Genomic DNA, 17,127 nt, shown 5'->3' with positions numbered 1-17,127 from the left:
GTGCCGTCCTGGCGCGACGCCAGCGGTGAGTGGGAGTCCTCCGTCTACGGAGGGAGCCTGCTGTCCGGGCCTCCTGACGATCCGCCTCCGCCGCCGGTGCGTGCTGGCACGATCGAGTGGATCAACGAGAGTTCGACCGAGTTCTACGCCGAGGACGACTCCGACGAGACCACCACGATGCGAATGTTGTTGGGGGAGGCGGCCGGGGACGTGCACCGCCTGCGGATCCGAACACCGGAGGGCGACGAGTACGAACACCCCGTGCACCACCCACCCGGACTGGTCGTCATCGGCGTGCTCGGCACACGGCCGGCGCTCGTCACCGTCCTCGACACTCAGGGGCAGGCGCAAAGCTCACGCCGGGTATGACGCCAGGGGTGTCGAGAACGTGCCGCCGGCTCCGTCCCAGGGACATGAGCGGCCACGACGGGTCGCGTGACGAAGGAGGACCACCATGAAGTACCTGCTGCTGAAGCACTACCGAGGTGGCCCGGCACCCGTTGGCGACTGGGTGCCGATGGACCGGTGGACGCCGGCGGAGGTCGACGCGCACATGCGGTACATGCGGGACTTCGCCGCCCGGTTGGAAGAGTCGGGGGAGTTCGTCGACGGTCAGGCGCTGGCGCCCGAGGGTGCGTTCGTGCGGTATGACGGCGAGGGGCGCCCACCGGTGACCGATGGTCCGTTCGCCGAGACCAAGGACCTCATCGCCGGCTGGATGATCATCGACGTGGAGTCGTGGGACCGGGCGGTCGAGCTGGCCGGCGAGCTGTCCGCCGCTCCGGGGGCCGGCGGCGCGCCGATACACGAGTGGCTGGAGGTGCGACCGTTCCTCACCGAGCTGCCCACGGTGACCGACTGAGCGGAGCTTGTGGAGCGCCGGCCGGACGAGGAGGTGGCATGAACGAGTCGTTGCTGCGGGAGCTGGTGCCCGCGGTGATCGGTGTCCTCGTCCGGCGTGGAGCGGACTTCGCGTCGGCCGAGGACGCCGTGCAGGAGGCCATGATCCGGGCGCTGGAGACCTGGTCGGACGAGCCGCCACGTGATCCGAAGGGGTGGCTGGTCACGGTCGCGTGGCGCAGGTTCCTCGACGCCACCCGTGCCGAGGCGTCGCGGCGGGGCCGGGAGCTCGCCGTGGAGGTGGAGCCTCCGGCCGGTCCGGTGCCCGCCACGGACGACACGCTGCGCCTCTACTTCCTGTGTGCGCACCCCACCCTTCCCCCGGGGTCGGCCGTCGCACTGACGTTGCGCGCGGTCGGCGGCTTGACCACCCGGCAGATCGCGGCGGCCTACCTCGTCCCCGAGGCCACCATGGCGCAGCGGATCAGCCGGGCCAAGCGGCGGATCGCGGGGCTGCCGCTCGACCAGCCCGGCGACCTGGGGACGGTGCTGCGGGTGCTCTACCTCGTGTTCAACGAGGGCTACGGCGGGGACGTCGACCTGGCGGCCGAGGCGATCCGCCTCACCCGCCACCTCGTCGCACTGACCGACGAGCCCGAGGTCGCGGGTCTGCTCGCGCTCATGCTGCTGCACCACGCGCGTCGCGCGTCGCGCACCGGCCCGGGAGGTCGCCTCGTGCCGCTCGCCGAGCAGGACCGATCGCGCTGGGACACCGGCCTGATCGCCGAGGGGGTGACGATCCTGCAGGCCGCACTGGCCCGCGACCGGCTGGGCGAGTACCAGGCGCAGGCCGCGATCGCCGCCCTGCACGCCGACGCCCGGAGCACCGCCGAGACGGACTGGGTACAGATCGTGGAGTGGTACGACGAACTGCTGCTCCTCACCGACAGCCCGGTGGTCCGGCTCAACCGCGCGGTGGCGGTCGGCGAGGCCGACGGACCGAGGGCCGGTCTGGCCGCGCTGGCCGAGCTGAAGCCCGATCTGCCCCGTTACGCCGCGGCGGCGGCATACCTGCACGAACGCGCGGGTCACCTCGAGCAGGCCGCCGAGCTGTATGCCGAGGCCTCGCGTGCCGCGATGAGTGTGCCTGAGCGGGACCACCTCACGCGGGAGGCGGCGCGGGTGCGGCAACTGCTGCGTTCGTGAACCGTCGATGAGCGCGTTTTCGGGGTAACGTGGTGACAGGGCGTGCCGGGAAGTCTGGTCGGCAAGGAAATTGCCGTCGACAGCGCCGCAGGAGACCGCATGGCGATGTGGTTGCTCTGGTTGGTGGCCGCCGTTGTGCTCGGTGTGGCGGAGGTCTTCACACTGACCGCTGCGCTCGGAGTGCTCGGCGTGGCCGCTCTCGTGCCTGCCGGGCTCGCTGCCCTCGGGCTGCCGTTGCCTTTCCAACTCGTCGCCTTCGCGGTCGCGGCCGTGGCCGGTGTTGCGCTGGTACGCCCGGTCGCGCTCGAGCACATGCGCCACCCGCAGCTGGAGCGGTTCGGCGTCGACCGCCTCGTCGGGAAACGCGCGTTCGTGGTCCGGGAGGTGAGCGATCGGGACGGCCTGGTGCGCATCGACGGCGAGGACTGGACCGCGCGCTCCTTCGACGAGGACGCGGTCATCCCGGAGGGCGCCGCGGTCAACGTCATGCGTATCAGCGGCACGACGGCCTACGTCTACCCTGAGGAGTGAGACATGGAGATCTCCGCGCTGCTCGTCGCCACCCTGCTCATCGCGCTGCTGGTCGTGTTCGTCGTGTTCCGGACGGTCCGGATCGTGCCGCAGGCCCGTGCCCGCAACGTGGAGCGGCTCGGCCGGTACAGCAGGACGCTGCAACCGGGCCTGAACTTCGTCATCCCGTTCATCGACCGGGTGTACCCGGCGATCGACCTGCGTGAGCAGGTGGTGTCGTTCCAGCCGCAGCCGGTGATCACCGAGGACAACCTGGTGGTGGAGATCGACACGGTGCTGTACTTCCAGGTCACCGATCCCCGCGCCGCCGCCTACGAGATCGCCAGCTACATCCAGGGCGTCGAGCAGCTCACGGTCACGACACTGCGGAACGTGGTCGGGTCGATGGACCTTGAGCAGACGCTGACCTCCCGCGACACCATCAACAGCCAGCTGCGTGGCGTGCTGGACGAGGCCACCGGCAAGTGGGGGATCCGGGTCAACCGGGTGGAGATCAAGGCGATCGACCCGCCGAGGACCATCAAGGACGCCATGGAGAAGCAGATGCGCGCGGAACGGGACAAGCGCGCCGTGATCCTCGGCGCAGAAGGCCAGCGCCAGTCCCAGATCCTCACCGCCGAGGGCGACAAGCAGGCCGCCGTGCTGCGTGCCGAGGGTAACCGCACCGCGCGGATCCTCAAGGCGGAAGGCGAGGCGAAGGCCATCGAGGCGGTGTTCCAGGCCGTGCACCGCAACGACCCGGACCCCAAACTGCTGGCCTACCAGTACCTCCAGACCCTGCCGCAGCTCGCGCAGGGGCCCAACAACACGTTCTTCGTGATCCCCAGCGAGGTGACCGCCGCGCTCAGCGGGGTGTCGAGGGCGTTCGCCGAGGCACTGCCGAAGTCGCCGGCCACCCGCCAGCCCACCGACGACCTGACCGCGGAGGCGGCGGCCGAGGTGGCCCGGGCAACGGACGCGGCGGCCGAAGCGGTGGCCGACGCCGCCGAAGCCGAGAGCCCCGGCCGCCACCCGGCGCACGGTTGACGGCCTGCCTCAGCCGTCGTAGGCCGCCTGCTCGACGGCGAACACGTTGCGGTTGCCGACGCCTTCCTGCAGTGTCCACAGTAGATCCGGGTTCGTCTCGTCCTCCCAGTAGGAGATGCTCTCGCCGGAGCTGACGAACGAGTAGGTCGTCGGGCCCGCGGTCGGGGTCCAGTAGTAGAGCTGGTGTGCCCCTGAGGAGTAGAACCACCACCGCCCGTTGTGGGAGGCCACGCCGTTGAGCTTGTACCACGGCAACTGCAGGGCCTGGCTGGCCGTCGTCGAGGCGGCGAACGTCGGCACGCCCGCGGCGAACGGGTAGCGGATCGCCCGTGGCGCGCGGTTGGGGTAGGCGGTGCAGCCGGACTGGCAGGTGTACTCGGTCATCACGATCGAGCGGCTCACCCGGTCGAGGGAGATCGTCGACCAGCGCAGCGCGGTGCCCGAGGTCGTGCTCGCGGTGACCGTGCCGACCTGCGGCAGGACGTACGCGTAGTTGTGGGCGTAGTAGACACCGCTCGACTGACGGCCGATCTGGTCCGCGGTGCCGCCGGTGTTCGTCTTGAGGATCTTGCGCATGTCGAACACCCGCATGCCGCGGCCGGTGTCGGCGACGTAGAGGTAGTCGCCGTACCAGGAAACCCCGCCCGCGTGGACGGGGATGTCCTTGAAGTTCGGGACGGCCGCCGTGCCGGTCGGTTCGACGAGGAGGATCTTGCGGTACTTGTTGGGGTACGTGGCGTCCCAGTCGACGAGCGTGATCCGGCTGCGTTCCCCGCTGCCGCCGCAGGCGTCGTTGGTGTACCAGCTGACCAGGACCAGCTGGTGGCCGTCGTAGTTGCCGCTGTTGGCCGTGCCGACCGCGTCACGGCTGGTCGTGATGCCCTGCGGGTAGCTTCGACAGTCGGAGTTGTCCCCGTCGTCGAAACGGAACCCGCTGACCAGACCGTTGACCGAGAACGACGACGGCAGCGCGGTCCGGTCGTGGTTCGCGTTGTCCATCACCGTGTGGACCGGCGCTGTCCCCAGCGTCGAGACCAGTGCGCTGTTGACGGCGTCGAACTGGTTGTAGTTCGCGCTGAGCGTGTACTGGCCGGCGGGCAGTGTCGTCGGCCCGGCAGCCGCCGAGGCGGGCGTGGGGACAAGCAGCAGCCCGGCGACCAGTGCGCCGGCGGCGAGGTTGGCAACAGTGATCCGGCGACGTAGTGGCATCATGACCCCTTGGTCAGAAATTCACTGATCGCTATACACGGTAGTGAAGATCCGCCAAGATAATCAACACCTGCCCCTGGACGCCCCCGTGAGACGCCTACAGATTGGCGTCCAGGAAGGACTGTGCCGGTGCGGAGTCGACGCGGTACTCCAGGTTCGGGCCCGCGCAGCGGAGGCTGTAGCCCCACGAGTTGAGCGCGACGAGTGTGCCCTCGTGGAACATCGGGCCGCCCGAGTCGCCGAAGCAGACGCTCTTCGTGATCTTCACGAACCGGTCGGGGAACAGGTCGTGCTCGGTGATCACCGTGACGTCCTTGTAACTGCGTGCCCCGTCGTACACGGTGATGGCAGTGGGGGACGCGGCGCTGCCGGTGATGAACGCGTCGGTGCCGTACCCGACCACCGTGAAGGTCTCGGCGGTCAGGTCCAGACCGTCCAGGTAGCCGGCGTCGGCCACGGTCGCCGGGGTCAGGTTGGCGACGGTCTCGGTCAGGAAGACGAGTGCGATGTCCTCCAGACCTTCCTTGAGGAACGACTTCTTCGAGTTGCCGCCGCCCGGGCCGACCTCGTTGGCCAGCCAGTCCGGGTGGATGACGAAGTGGTCGGCCCCGTAGTACGTCGAGTTCTCGTCGGGATCGGCGTCGAACGAGATTCGCCAGTCGTCCGGGCCGAGTGCGTTCGGGTCGCCGACCGCGCCGGTGAAGAAGTCCGTGCAGTGCGCGGCGGTGAGCACGACGTCCGGCGCGACCAACGTGCCGGTGCAGAAGTCGAACCATTCGCCGCCGACCAGCACCTGCAGCCCGCCCACGTTGGGGAACCTGTTGGTGGTGTCGGTGGTCCCGTCGATGATGGCCGTCGCCGGTGCGGCCGTGGTCAGCATGAGCAGCACTGCTCCGGTGACTGCCGCGGCAACCCTGGGTGTACGCATCTGACTTTCCCGTCCCTGGTGCCCGCCCCGTCCGCCGACGCTAGGCCGGTCGGATCAGGGCAGGCAACAGCGGTGGCGAGGGGTAGTCGGGAGCCCACTCTCTCCGCCTCAGGGGTACTCGGACAGTGCGGTGGCGAGTGCCGTCCGAGGTCAGGAAACCCGTGTGGTGGCCGCGACCGGCACCGAGGACTGGTTGGCCGGCACGCAGTAGATGCGGTGCGGGCTGGTCGTGTTGTACCGGCCCAACTTGTACGTCGCGGTGCCCTCGGTCGGCAACGTGACCTGTGTGCTGCCGGACGTCCATGGCGGTGTCCCGATCGGGATGTCCGTGTGGGTCAGGGTCACGCTTGTCGACGCCGCGCCGGCACCGCTGATCTCGACCCCCGCGACGGCCTGGTAGCGGCCGGCGGCGATGGCCACGGTCGTCGGCTCTGTTTGGGCCACGGTGACCTGGACGGTCACGGTCTGCCCCGGAGTGGCCGTGGCGGGAGCCGTGATCGTGATGTCGAACGTGTCCTGGTACATCACGACACCCAGCGGCACGCAGTTGTAGACGCCCCTGACGGTGTCCGCGGCGGCTGGTGCGGCGCTGGTCGCGGTGAGGCCGGCGACAGCGGTCGCGACGATCGCACCCACGGAGATCTTCCTGCGTAAAGACATGACACTCCTCGGCCGTGAGGGAGCGTGATCGAGCCCCAGTGGTTTCACGGTGCCCGAGCGGGTTCCGCGCCGACAACTTCCCCGGTGCCATGTGGCACTGCTCCGGGCGGGTGACGAGCGCACCGGCCGAAGAAGCCCGCGCCGATACTGTGACGATGGTCCGGACGGTGCTCGCCCTGATGGTGTCCGTAGTCCTGATGTGCTCGGGCTTCTCCGTCGCCACGGCGTCGCCCGCCGACCAGGTGTGCGAGCCGGCACTGCGCGCTGAACTGCTGGACATGATGGCGCAGGACCAGTACGAGCAGTCCCCGGAGTACACCGGCCCGTGGCACGGCCCGGAACGCACCGATCGGCTGCGCGAGATCATCGCGGAGTACGGCTGGCCCACCTTCCGCCTGGTGGGCACCGACGGCGCCACCGCGGCCTGGGTGATCGCGCAGCACTCCGACCACGATCCCGCCTTCCAACAGAAGGCACTGAAGCTGATGCGCGCCGCGGCCAGGGCCGGCCAGGCCGACCCGATCGAGCTGGCATACCTCACCGACCGGGTGGCCGTGAACACCGGACGCCTGCAGATCTACGGCACCCAGGTCCGCTGCGTGGACGGCGCCTTCGCACCGGCCCCGCTCGTCGATCCAGAACACGTCGACGAACGACGCGCGTCGGTCGGATTGGGACCGCTCCAGGAGTACCTGGACACCTTCCCCGACGAATGGTGTGCAGACCCCACGGGCTAGAGAACGTTTGGGGAGTGTGCTGAGGTCGCCAGTCTTTGGCGAGGGCCCTGCCCGAGCTGTCAAACTCCGTCCAGAATTTGTCCAAACAGTGTCGGTAGCGTGCCAGGAACCATGGGTGCGCCACCAAAGAAACCACTGCTGACCTGCCGAGATGCGGACGTCGATGCGCTCACGAGGGCGACGGCGCGGGCGAAGGCGGGACGGTTCGCCGTGGTCGAGGTGAGTGGCGAGCCGGGGATGGGAAAGAGCCAGGTGCTGGCCGAGGCCGGCAGGATCGCGCGCGACGCCGGACTCGGGGTTCGTTCCGGACAGGGGAGCCGGCTCGAACAAGGGGTTCCGCTGGCACTGTTCGGCGATGTGCTCGGCGACGCGACCGGCCCGCTCGGAGACCTGGCGGAACGCGTGGACCGCTGTTCGACCGTGCGGCGGCACCTCACCGACTCCGGCACCCCTCTCGCGCTGCTGCTCGACGACGTGCACTGGGCGGACCGCTTCTCGCTCGAGCTCATCGAGTACCTGATCCGCCATCCGCCGGAGGGCGCCGTACTGATGGTCGTCGGGTTCCGGGATGCCCGTCCGCCCGCCGGAGTCGTGGACGCGATCAGTCGTGCCGGGGAGGCCGCGTGGCGGATCCGGCTCGGCCCGTTGCGCGAGCAGGACCTGCCGTCGCTGGCGCCGAACTGCGCGGACCGGCGGCGCGGCCTTCTCATGCGTGCCAGCAAAGGCAACCCGCGATATCTGCGCATGCTCGCCGAACTACCGGACGCCACACTCGGCGAAATGGTCCGCCATGGCGGCGATTTCGACCCGGACCGTCACGACGAACAGGCCCATGCCGTCGTCCACCAGCTGACCGCGGAACTCGCGATGCTGCCCGCCACGGTACGGCGTGTCGCGCAGGCGATCGCGATCAGCGGTGACCACGCCGCGCTCGACCTCGTCGCGCGGGTCGCGCAGCTGCCGGTGGCACAGGTGGTGGCGGCGATGGACGAGCTGTGCGGTACCGGTCTGGGCACAATGGACGGTGCGTGGTTCACCTTCCAGCATCCGCTGCTGTGCGCGGCCGCGCGCGCGACGGCCGGTCCGGCATGGCGGACACGTGCCCACGCGCGTGCCGCGGAGTACCTCACCGCGCACGACGGTCCGCCGCGGCTCCTGGCTCATCACCTCGAACGTTCCGCGCAGTACGGCGACGAGAGCGCGGCGGAGATCCTGCTCCACGCAGGCGAATCGCTGGTGTGCCGGGCACCCGCGACAGCGGTTCGCTTGCTGGGCAAGGCATCGCGCATCCTGCCGCACAACCTGGAGCCGGCAGGCGCACTGCGGTACGCGCGGTCCCTCGTGTTGGCCGGTGAGCTCGACCGCGGTTGGGACGTGCTCCAGGAGTTGCTGCGGGACGGTCATCCGCTGCGTGCCGAGGCGGCGGCCGTTGGCGTGGAGATCGCCCGCCTGAAGGGAGATCTGGACACGGCGACGGCGCTGCTCGGTGCACCGTCACAGCCAGCGGCACTTCTCCAGCGTGCCGCGCTGGCCGCGCTGCGGGATGACGTCGTCGCCACGGCGGAGCACGCGCGACAGGCGCTGCGCCAGCGTGACGGGCAGCGACCCGTGCTCGTCGCCGGTGCCGAGGCACTGCGCGCGTGGGCCGCGCTCCGTGCCGGCCAGGTGGCCGACGCCCGCGCTCACGCCGTCGCCGCGGCCCACCTGGTCGACGGGCTCAGCACCATCACGCTCGTGTCGCACGTCGAGCTGATCGGCCTACTCGCCGAGGTGGAGACGCGGCTCGGCAGCACCGCGACGGCCGCCAAGCACCTGGCTCGCGCCTACGAGGTGATCGACCAGACCGGACAGCGCAGCGCCCTGCCGCACATCCTGGTCGTGGACGCCGCCCTGCAGACACGGCTGGGCCGCCTACCCGGTGCGCTCGACCTGACCGAGCAGGCGGCGTCGGCAGCCGAGCGCATGGGCAGTCCCGAACTGAGCGCGCTGGCCGAGGCCGTTCGGGTGCGACCGCTCCTGTGGGCGAGGGGCCCGGCGGCCGCCGTCGACCTCGCCCGTGGACTGGACGAGTCGGGACGCCCACAGACACTGGCGTCGCACTGGATCGCCCGGCTCGACCTCGCGATCGCCTACGTCGCCGCTGAGGACCCAGACCCGGCACTGGCACTGTTGGCCGGCCCGGACGAGACGTGGCCAGCCGATCCGCTGACGCGTGTGCTTCGCCTCGGTGGGCTGGCACAGGCGCGGGCGCTGGCCGGCGATCTCGACGCGGCGGCCCGTGCCGCGGACGACGCCGAACTCGTCGCGCTCGCCTCGGATCTCGACTACGAGATCGGCCTGGCCTGGTACGCGCAGGCCCAGGTCGCCGCGCGAGCCGGCCGGTCGGGACACGCCGGTGAGTTGGCCGCCCAGTCCGCGTCGAGGTTCGCGGCGTGCGGGGCCGCGCTCGAGGAGGCCCGTGCCCGTCACCTCGCCGCGTTGTGCGCCGAGACCGGTCACCCGGCTCGCGCCCATGCCGAGCTCGGGCTGGCCAAGGCCGGGTACGCGGCGTGCGGCGCGGACTGGCCGCTGTCGGAGGCCACGCGCGACCAGCGGCGGATCGCCGCGAGGAACATCCGGCGCCGCAGCGCGGTGGACGCCACGACCATGTTGACCGTTCGGGAACGCCAGATCGCCGACCTGGTCGCGGGCGGGCTCACCAACCAGCAGATCGCCGACCGGCTGTTCCTTTCCCGCCGAACCGTCGAGTCGCACCTGTCCAGGATCTTCCCGAAGCTCGCGGTTCGGTCGCGTGTCGCCATGGCACGTCGGCTGGGCCGCGACGGTGACGCCGCCGTGGGACTGCCGGCGCAGCGGTCAGCCGAGTGAATGTCTCGGCGGTCAGGTGAGGTTGACGCACGCTCGGTGCAACAGCACGTCAAGGGTGGTGAAGGGAGCGCACGCGAGCTCGAGGCGGAAGTCGCGTAGGTACGGGTTGATCGGGTTGTAGATGAACGGGGCCGGGGCGATCCAGCCGCAGTAGCCACCGCCGATCAGGTCGGCGGTTCGGTTGTCGGTGCTGACGCTCGCCTCGCCCTGCGGGAAGAACCCGCCGAGCATGAACATGTCGGCGAGCACGAACGGGGTGCCGGTGAGGTCGACCCGGCCCAGCCCGCTCGGGGTGGCGTCACAGGACATGGCCACGGCGTAGGGCATGGTGGTAACGGCGACGAAACCGTGGATGACCCGTCCTTCGGACGTGGCGAAGGTGAGATCGTTGATGTCGACGGTGAGCGAGTACGGATGGATCCGCACCTTCGTGAACGTGGTGACCACGCTCACGCCAGGAGAAGCGCCGCCTGCGGTGTACTGCGAGAAGTTGAGCGAGCCCAGCGAGACGTATTCACGCGGCGTGCCGGTCATGTCGTGGCAGTAGACCGGAACGAGCCGGAAGTTCACGCCGAGGAGATACTCGCCGTCGCCCCATGACGGTCGTTTGGCGTGAATCTCCGCGCAACTGTCCGGGAGGACGCCGGAGCCGGGGGAGGGCAGTGCGACTACCGGCGGGGTGGTGAGAACGGTCGCGGCCAGGGCCGTGGCGGCCACGACGAGGATTCTTCGGAACATGGTGAACCCCTTTTCCGTCAAGGGATTCTCCTGAAGCTAGCGGACCTGACCTGGCATGGCGATTCCTCGCCCACGAACTGCTGGCTGAATTCATTCGTCCGAGTGGCTGTCGGTTCGGATGTCAACGCTGCGTGGGCTGCCGCATATCCGGACATATCGGATACGCGCACCGTGCCGGAGTTTCACTTGTGGAGCGTGGGGGTACTCAACGCGATCACGCGGACGATCGCGTGGTGCGTCATCTTCTTCTTCGCCATCGCGCAGTGCTTTCGGCGCGCTGGGGCCGGTTATCTACGGTTCGCACATCGGCGACCGCGAGCACGCGGTCCTCGGCTACCTGCTCGGCGCGGCGGTGATGATCGCCGCGGTCTGGTCGCCCGGTTCCTCGCCGTGGACGCCGAAGGCAAGTCCCTGAAGGACACCCAACCACTCACCGGCATCACGGCCCTCGCGGCCGGCAGCCAGTTCACCCTGTCCCGGACCGCGGCGGGCACCATGTTCGCGTGGGGCGCCAACTTCGACGGCATGCTCGGCGACCACACCGCCACCGAACGGCAGAGCCCCGCGCAGGTGGTCAGCCCTGACGGCTCCAGGCCGCTGACCGGGGTCACCGCCATCGGCGCGGGTTACTGGCACAGCCTCGCGGCCCGCTCCTGATCTTCGCTGTCGCCAAGGGTGTTGACCGCCGCGCTCGTTGGCGACAATCTTGTGGGACGGCACAGTCGAACCGCAGAGGGCGACATGACCACACCACCGGGTCCACCGTACGAGTTCGGGCCGACTGGTGAGGTGCCCGACGACAACACCCAGCAGCTCGCGCTACCGGGCGACACCCAGCGGGTGACTCCGCGGGGCGAGCCGCACGTGCCTTACCGGCAGCCGGACACGACCCAACCGGTGTCCATCGGTCTGCCGTCCGAGCCATGGCGTGCCGAGCCCGCGTCGGTGAGTTCGGCGGTATGGGCCGAAACGGCGGCGACATCCGACGGCAACACCCGCCGGGTGCTGATCTGGTTAGCGCTCGGCGCGCTGGTCGCGGTCGCTCTCGGCGTTTACGGCCGAGTGCACGAGCCGACCGGCGAAGCGCTGAACATCGCCGGATTCTCCAGTGGGCTGCACGCCAAGGCCTGGCTGAGCTCCACGGCGTTCTTGCTGGCGATCGTCCAGGTGCTGACGGCGTCGGCGATGTGGGGCCGGCTGCCCGGCGTCCGTGCGGGCGGACGAGGCGTGTCGGCCGTGCATCGCTGGTCGGGCCGCGCCGCGGTGGTGGTGTCGCTACCGGTCGCCGCGCACTGCCTGTATGCCCTCGGCTTCCAGGGCTTCGACGTCCGGGTCCTGATCCACTCGCTGCTCGGCTGCTTCTTCTACGGCGTCTTCGTGTTCAAGATGCTGGCCCTGTCCCGGGACCACCGCCCCGGCTGGCTGCTCCCCGTCGTGGGCGCCGCCGTGTTCACCGGCTTGACCGGCCTGTGGCTGACCTCCGCCCTGTGGTTCTTCACCGAGTTCGGAGTGTCCTGGTAGACCCCGCAGATCAGGCCGGTGTCCTGAAGGTGCCCTTCGGGACGTGGCCGGTGTCCTGAAAGACGCGCTCGGGACGTTCAACGACCCGAGCGCGTCTTTCGAGACATCGCCCGCGGCGTGACGTCAGGCGAGTCCACCGGGCCGCACCTCGAGCCATCAAGACCATCGGTGGATCTGGGCTCACCGTCTGGAAGAGCAACTTTGAGACATCCCGCAACCAACTGCGCCGTGATCGCGGAAGAAAGTCTTGACCAATCGGCCATTCGCAGTACGGTGAGGACAATGTAGAAGCGAACTATTTTCGAACCTGGATCGTAATGGTGGGCTTCATGTCCCTTGTGATCGCGGTCGTGGTGCACAGCAGTCGCCGTGCGCTGTTCGAGGAGGCGGCGCGCACGCTCTCGGGCGTGAGCCTGAGGTGGGTCAGTTACGAGCACGAGGACGACATCCGCCGCCAGGCGGCCGATCTCCTGTCCGACACCCACATCGACGGGCTCCTCCTCGGTCCCGTCCCGTATGCCGCCTGCCGCGACCTGCTTCCGGTGGACCTGCGGGTGGCGGTGACCAGGTCCTCGGCGCTCGACCTGGCCATGACGCTCTACCGGGCGATGGCCAAGGGCTGGGGCCAGAACCCGGTCAGCATCGACACTTTCGACAACGACACCGTCGACGAGGTCGCCAGGGCGCTCGGCCTGGACCGCGACCGGATCGACTGCCTGCCCTACTGCCGGGAACAGCGCAGCGAGGAGATCGCCGGGTTCCATCGCAGGTACCATCGGAAGTCGGCGGGCAACAGCTATGTCATCAGCGCGCGGAGCGCGGTGGTGCGGCGGCTACAAGGGACGGTGCCGCTGCTCAACGGGATGCCCGTGCCGTCGACGATCCGTGCCGAGTTGCACGAGTTGGCTCTGCGTATCGAGTCCACCCGGGCCAGCGCGATGCGGTTCGCCGCCGGGATCTTCTCGGTGTCCGAACAGGAGGGTGCGACCAACCTGGAGCGGGCGCGGGTCGGGTTGATGAACCTCCTGGTCAACACGCCCGAGTTCGCCGAGGCCTGGGTCGAGAACCGGGACAGGCGCGGCGTTTTCGTGTTCGCCCACAAGGCGTTGTTCGAACGTGTCACCAACAACTGGGTCAGCGTGCCGACGCTCGACGAGGCCGAGAACGCCCTCGGGATCAGGGTCGCCGCCGGGTTCGGGGTCGGGGCGTCCGCACGTAACTGCGTCCTGCTGGCCGAACGGGCCGCCGCGCGTGCCGAGCGGGAAGGCACGCCGGCCGGCTACCTGATCGAGGACAACGGGCTGATCATCGGCCCGATGACCCCGGCACGCCCCACGCTGGCGTTCTCCTACCGGGGCCACCGCGAGGGCGTGGAGGCGCTCGCGGCCAACGTCGGGCTGAGCGCGACCACGCTGTCCCGGCTCGCGGCCCTGGAGGTCAGCCTCGACGGCAGGGCCATCTCTCCCGGCGACCTCGCGGAGTCGCTGGGCATCACCGACCCAAGTGGACGCCGGCTCATCCGGAAGCTCAGTGCGTGCGGCCTGGTCACCGCGGAAGGCAGCGCGCAGAACCACGCCAGGGGCCGCCCGTCGCGGCTCTACCGCCTGCACATCGACGAATCCCTGAGCGGGCCGCCGACGTCTGGACTGACGAGCACGGAGGCCCCCGCGAGGAACGAGCCCGGGGCCTCCGCGCGCGGGAGGGAAGACGCCGGGTACAGGCCCGCGAACCGTCGAGCGGAGCGAGACAATCCAACACTGAAGGGAACGACATGAACTTCACTCGCCGCGAGGCCCTCAAGCTGGCCGGGCTCGGCATCTCGACCTCCTTACTCGCCGCTTGCGGCAACGACAGTGGCAGCAGTGGTGACGGCACGGTCCGGTTCGAGGGCTGGGACTACGAGGCCAAGCTGGTTCAGCAGAACATCGACCGGTTCACCAAGCTGAACGCCGACATCAAGGTCGCCTACACGCCGATCACCAGCGCACAGTACGTACAGAAGGTCGTGGCGGAGTTCACCGGCAACGCGGGGCCGGACGCGCTGTACGTCTACGACGACTCGCTGGTGGGCTGGGTCGAGGCCGGTTACCTGCAGCCGCTCGACGGGCTCGACGGGGTCGACGAGGTGTACGACGCGATCTTCCCGTCGAACGCGGAAGCCATGACCTACAAGGGAAAGCGGTACGGCCTGCCGTACTACACGGACTCGCAGTGCCTGGTCTACAACGCCGAGATCCTGGGCAAAGCGGGCTTCACCGCACCGCCGGCCAGCCTCGACGAGCTCGAACAGCAGGCGCTGAAGATCAAGAGTGACGGGCTGTTGCAGTACCCGATGGGAGTCTGTGCCCAGCTGTCGGACACCTGGTGGTCGTGGGTGTGGGCGCTGATCTTCTCCAGTGGCGGCGACATGTTCGACAAGGACGCCACGCCCGTGATGAAGTCGAAGGACCCCACGACCAAGAACGTCTTCGCCTGGCTGCAAAGCGCCACCAATACCACGAAGATCCTCGACCCCGCCTCGCTGCAGCTGCTGCCGATCCCGTTGGACAACGCGATGATGTCCAGCCAGTACGCGTTCAGCATCGTCCCGCGCTACGCACTGCGGAACTACAACGACCCAGCGCAGTCGAAGGCCGCCGGCAAGATGAAGATGGCGCTCATGCCCGGCCTCGAGGCCGAGTCGAAGGGCACGGTCAGCAACACCCGAATGTACAGCCTGTCGGCCAACACCGAGGTCAAGGACAAGGCGTTCACGCTGCTGACCTACCTCGGCGGCTACACCGACAAGGTCCCCTACACCGCCAAGTTCTGGTTCATGCAGCGTGGTCTCGGCTTCACGTTCGAGGAACTGGCCGACGACTCGGAGGTCAAGCAGGAGCTGGCGAAGTTCGCCGACCCCGCCATCTACCAGCAGCTCGCCGAGAGCGCGCATTCCCGCAACGTGCTGGGCGTGCCGTGGTACACCGAGTTCGAGACGGAAATGCACAAGGTCGTCCAACAGGTGATGAGCAACCAGGTGACCCCGGACGCGGCCGTCGCGAGCCTGGACAAGACCGTCGGCGACCTCAAGAAGAAGTACTCCTGAGGCATGGCACGGAAGCCGTTCAGCGACAACGTTCGGGCCTATGTCCTCAACGCTCCCGCGATCACCGTCATCGCGCTGCTCGTCGCCTATCCCATCGGCTACTCGTTCTGGGTGAGCCTGCACCGGGACAACCTCAAGCAGCCGCTGGCGAAGAGGTTCATCGGCCTGGACAACTACTTCTCCCTGTTCCACGACGACGCCTTCCTCACCGCGCTCCGGGTCTCCGCGCTGTTCGTGCTGGTCGTCCTCGGGTTCACCGTAGTGCTGGCGATGATCCTCGCGCTGGTGCTCAACGAGACCTTCCGCGGCCGGGGCCTGCTGCTGTCCCTCGCGCTGCTGCCGTGGGCGATGCCGGGCGTGGTCAACGGTCTCATGTGGCGGACGATCTTCGATGCCAAGACGGGTGCGCTGAACGGGTTGCTCACCGAGTTGGGCCTCATCGACAGCTACCACGCCTGGCTGACCACCGGTTCCGGCGCGTTCTTCTTCACCGCCATGGCGCAGGTGTGGAACACGTTGCCGTTCTCGGTGATCATCCTGCTGGCCGGGCTCGCGACCATTCCTTCGGAGCTCTACGACGCGGCGAAGGTCGACCGTGCCGGTGTGCTGCAACGGTTTCGGCAGGTCACCCTGCCGTGGCTGACACATCCGCTGCTGATCGTGCTGATCCTCGAGACGATGAACGCGTTCCGGGCCTTCGACACGATCTACGTGCTGACCGGCGGCGGTCCCGGCACGGCGACGACCACCATCGCGTTGCTGGACGTGCAGACGGTGCTGACCTACACCGACTTCGGGCTGGGCAGCGCCTACGCGTGGGTGATCACCGCGATCACCCTGCTGATCTCGATCGGCTACATCGGACTGCTCTACCGAAGGGGGAACTTCGAGGTATGACAACCGTTCCCCTGCGGTACCGGATCCCGTGGAAGAAGATCGTCGTCTACACGCTCGCGGTGCTGTTCGCGCTGTACCTGGTGCTGCCGTTCTACTGGATCGTGGCGATGAGCTTCATGCCGGAAGCCGACGCCACCGCCGTCCCACCACAGTGGATCCCCGAACACCCGACGCTGGACAACTACCTGGGCTTCGTCAACCCGAGCGATGCCCAGGCGCTCGTCGGCTCACGGGCCGTCGAGGAGACGCCGTACTCACTCCTCAACAGCTTCGTGGTGGCCGGTTCGACCGCGTTGCTGAACCTGGTGCTGGCGATCTTCGCGGCGTACTCGTTCTCGCGGATCAAGTTCCGCGGCAGCCAGCTGCTGCTGATCCTCTACCTGATCACGAGGATGGTGCCCGGCATCGCCATCATCATCCCGTACTACCTGCTGATGCGTGAGTTCCGCCTGCTGGACACCTACCTGGCGCTGATCCTGTCCTACACGACCTTCGCGCTGCCGATCACGATCTGGATCCTCAAGGACTTCTTCCGTTCGGTGCCACGGGAACTGGAGGACGCCGCGCGGGTGGACCGATGCGGCTGGTTCAGGACGATGTGGTCGGTCTTCCTACCGGTCGCCGCGCCCGGCCTGGTCGCGGCGGCGGTCTTCTCGTTCATGACGGCGTGGAACGAGTTCATGTTCGCGCTGTTCCTGACCAGTACCAAGGCGGCGAAGACCATCCCGGTGGTGGCGGCGAACTTCGCCACCGACTTCAACACCCAGTACACCGTGATGGCCGCGGCCGGGGTGCTCGCGGTGATCCCGCCACTGGTGCTGGCGCTGATCTTCCAACGAAAGCTGGTGGCTGGCATGGCGGCCGGTTCGGTGAAAGGCTAG

General features: G+C 68.6%; 17 protein-coding genes. 13 read left to right on the top strand and 4 right to left on the bottom strand.

The features are described 5' to 3' along the window. The 5 genes from VF106_RS22010 to VF106_RS21990 form a co-directional block, all read left to right on the top strand. Positions 1–369, top strand: a 369-nt coding sequence (locus VF106_RS22010; protein WP_330841669.1) for a hypothetical protein, incomplete at its 5' end; no start/stop codon positions are given. Positions 370–454: 85 nt separating this feature from the next. After that, positions 455–862, top strand: coding sequence for a YciI family protein (locus tag VF106_RS22005; RefSeq protein ID WP_330841668.1), 408 nt, complete (start codon positions 455–457; stop codon positions 860–862). Positions 863–900: 38 nt separating this feature from the next. Continuing rightward, positions 901–2,046 carry an RNA polymerase sigma factor gene (locus VF106_RS22000; protein ID WP_330841667.1) on the top strand — a complete coding sequence of 382 codons (1,146 nt, stop codon included), beginning with the start codon at positions 901–903 and terminating at the stop codon, positions 2,044–2,046. Positions 2,047–2,088: 42 nt separating this feature from the next. Then, entirely contained in the window at positions 2,089–2,577 is a 489-nt protein-coding gene (locus VF106_RS21995; protein WP_330841666.1) for an NfeD family protein, read from the top strand. 3 nt (positions 2,578–2,580) lie between these two features. Then, positions 2,581–3,603 carry an SPFH domain-containing protein gene (locus tag VF106_RS21990; protein WP_330841665.1) on the top strand — a complete coding sequence of 341 codons (1,023 nt, stop codon included), beginning with the start codon at positions 2,581–2,583 and terminating at the stop codon, positions 3,601–3,603. Between the two features lie 9 nt (positions 3,604–3,612). Here VF106_RS21990 and VF106_RS21985 read toward each other — a convergent pair whose 3' ends face one another. From VF106_RS21985 to VF106_RS21975, 3 genes are all read right to left on the bottom strand, one after another. Next, a complete protein-coding gene (locus tag VF106_RS21985; RefSeq protein WP_330841664.1) occupies positions 3,613–4,815 on the bottom strand; it encodes a hypothetical protein in 1,203 nt (400 codons plus the stop codon). Between the two features lie 94 nt (positions 4,816–4,909). Beyond that, complete coding sequence (locus VF106_RS21980) at positions 4,910–5,740, bottom strand: S1 family peptidase (RefSeq protein WP_330841663.1); 831 nt, start codon at positions 5,738–5,740, stop codon at positions 4,910–4,912. 150 nt (positions 5,741–5,890) lie between these two features. Beyond that, the gene (locus tag VF106_RS21975; RefSeq protein WP_330841662.1) at positions 5,891–6,400 is read right to left on the bottom strand and encodes a hypothetical protein; all 510 of its coding nucleotides are present in this window, start codon (positions 6,398–6,400) and stop codon (positions 5,891–5,893) included. A 155-nt stretch (positions 6,401–6,555) separates the two neighbouring features. Between VF106_RS21975 and VF106_RS21970 the strand changes: the two genes are divergently transcribed. Together VF106_RS21970 and VF106_RS21965 are read left to right on the top strand one after the other, a co-directional pair. Then, entirely contained in the window at positions 6,556–7,137 is a 582-nt protein-coding gene (locus VF106_RS21970) for a DUF6624 domain-containing protein (protein ID WP_330841661.1), read from the top strand. Between the two features lie 111 nt (positions 7,138–7,248). Then, complete coding sequence (locus VF106_RS21965) at positions 7,249–10,005, top strand: LuxR C-terminal-related transcriptional regulator (RefSeq protein ID WP_330841660.1); 2,757 nt, start codon at positions 7,249–7,251, stop codon at positions 10,003–10,005. 12 nt (positions 10,006–10,017) lie between these two features. On the opposite strand, the gene VF106_RS21960 is transcribed toward VF106_RS21965, so the two are convergent. Further along, positions 10,018–10,743: a GON domain-containing protein gene (locus tag VF106_RS21960; RefSeq protein ID WP_330841659.1), complete on the bottom strand. Its 726-nt coding sequence runs from the start codon at positions 10,741–10,743 to the stop codon at positions 10,018–10,020. A 195-nt stretch (positions 10,744–10,938) separates the two neighbouring features. Here VF106_RS21960 and VF106_RS21955 point away from each other — a divergent pair, with 195 nt between their 5' ends. The 6 genes from VF106_RS21955 (at position 10,939) to VF106_RS21930 (ending at position 17,127) form a co-directional block, all read left to right on the top strand. Further along, positions 10,939–11,400 (top strand): RCC1 domain-containing protein, encoded by a 462-nt coding sequence (locus VF106_RS21955; RefSeq protein WP_330841658.1) that lies wholly within the window; start codon positions 10,939–10,941, stop codon positions 11,398–11,400. 84 nt (positions 11,401–11,484) lie between these two features. Next, positions 11,485–12,264: a DUF6529 family protein gene (locus VF106_RS21950; RefSeq protein WP_330841657.1), complete on the top strand. Its 780-nt coding sequence runs from the start codon at positions 11,485–11,487 to the stop codon at positions 12,262–12,264. Between the two features lie 329 nt (positions 12,265–12,593). Next, on the top strand, positions 12,594–14,039 hold the full coding sequence (locus tag VF106_RS21945) for a helix-turn-helix domain-containing protein (protein WP_330841656.1): 1,446 nt from the start codon (positions 12,594–12,596) through the stop codon (positions 14,037–14,039). Then, positions 14,036–15,349: an ABC transporter substrate-binding protein gene (locus VF106_RS21940; protein ID WP_330841655.1), complete on the top strand. Its 1,314-nt coding sequence runs from the start codon at positions 14,036–14,038 to the stop codon at positions 15,347–15,349. The genes VF106_RS21945 and VF106_RS21940 overlap by 4 nt, the downstream gene beginning before the upstream one ends. Before the next feature lie 3 nt (positions 15,350–15,352). After that, positions 15,353–16,246: a carbohydrate ABC transporter permease gene (locus VF106_RS21935; RefSeq protein WP_330841654.1), complete on the top strand. Its 894-nt coding sequence runs from the start codon at positions 15,353–15,355 to the stop codon at positions 16,244–16,246. Continuing rightward, positions 16,243–17,127, top strand: a complete 885-nt coding sequence (locus tag VF106_RS21930; RefSeq protein WP_330841653.1) for a carbohydrate ABC transporter permease — start codon at positions 16,243–16,245, stop codon at positions 17,125–17,127. Before VF106_RS21935 ends, VF106_RS21930 begins: the two co-directional genes overlap by 4 nt.

This window comes from Actinophytocola sp., assembly GCF_036378875.1.
Taxonomy (GTDB): Bacteria; Actinomycetota; Actinomycetes; order Mycobacteriales; family Pseudonocardiaceae; genus Actinophytocola.
This window is presented reverse-complemented; position numbering and strand designations above follow the sequence as displayed.

Coding starts and splice junctions, on each gene's coding strand:
- VF106_RS22005 (WP_330841668.1), top strand. CDS start 455: ATGAAGTACCTGCTGCTGAAGCACTACCGAGGTGGCCCGGCACCCGTT.
- VF106_RS22000 (WP_330841667.1), top strand. CDS start 901: ATGAACGAGTCGTTGCTGCGGGAGCTGGTGCCCGCGGTGATCGGTGTC.
- VF106_RS21990 (WP_330841665.1), top strand. CDS start 2,581: ATGGAGATCTCCGCGCTGCTCGTCGCCACCCTGCTCATCGCGCTGCTG.
- VF106_RS21985 (WP_330841664.1), bottom strand. CDS start 4,815: ATGATGCCACTACGTCGCCGGATCACTGTTGCCAACCTCGCCGCCGGC.
- VF106_RS21980 (WP_330841663.1), bottom strand. CDS start 5,740: ATGCGTACACCCAGGGTTGCCGCGGCAGTCACCGGAGCAGTGCTGCTC.
- VF106_RS21975 (WP_330841662.1), bottom strand. CDS start 6,400: ATGTCTTTACGCAGGAAGATCTCCGTGGGTGCGATCGTCGCGACCGCT.
- VF106_RS21970 (WP_330841661.1), top strand. CDS start 6,556: ATGGTCCGGACGGTGCTCGCCCTGATGGTGTCCGTAGTCCTGATGTGC.
- VF106_RS21965 (WP_330841660.1), top strand. CDS start 7,249: ATGGGTGCGCCACCAAAGAAACCACTGCTGACCTGCCGAGATGCGGAC.
- VF106_RS21960 (WP_330841659.1), bottom strand. CDS start 10,743: ATGTTCCGAAGAATCCTCGTCGTGGCCGCCACGGCCCTGGCCGCGACC.
- VF106_RS21950 (WP_330841657.1), top strand. CDS start 11,485: ATGACCACACCACCGGGTCCACCGTACGAGTTCGGGCCGACTGGTGAG.
- VF106_RS21945 (WP_330841656.1), top strand. CDS start 12,594: ATGTCCCTTGTGATCGCGGTCGTGGTGCACAGCAGTCGCCGTGCGCTG.
- VF106_RS21940 (WP_330841655.1), top strand. CDS start 14,036: ATGAACTTCACTCGCCGCGAGGCCCTCAAGCTGGCCGGGCTCGGCATC.
- VF106_RS21935 (WP_330841654.1), top strand. CDS start 15,353: ATGGCACGGAAGCCGTTCAGCGACAACGTTCGGGCCTATGTCCTCAAC.
- VF106_RS21930 (WP_330841653.1), top strand. CDS start 16,243: ATGACAACCGTTCCCCTGCGGTACCGGATCCCGTGGAAGAAGATCGTC.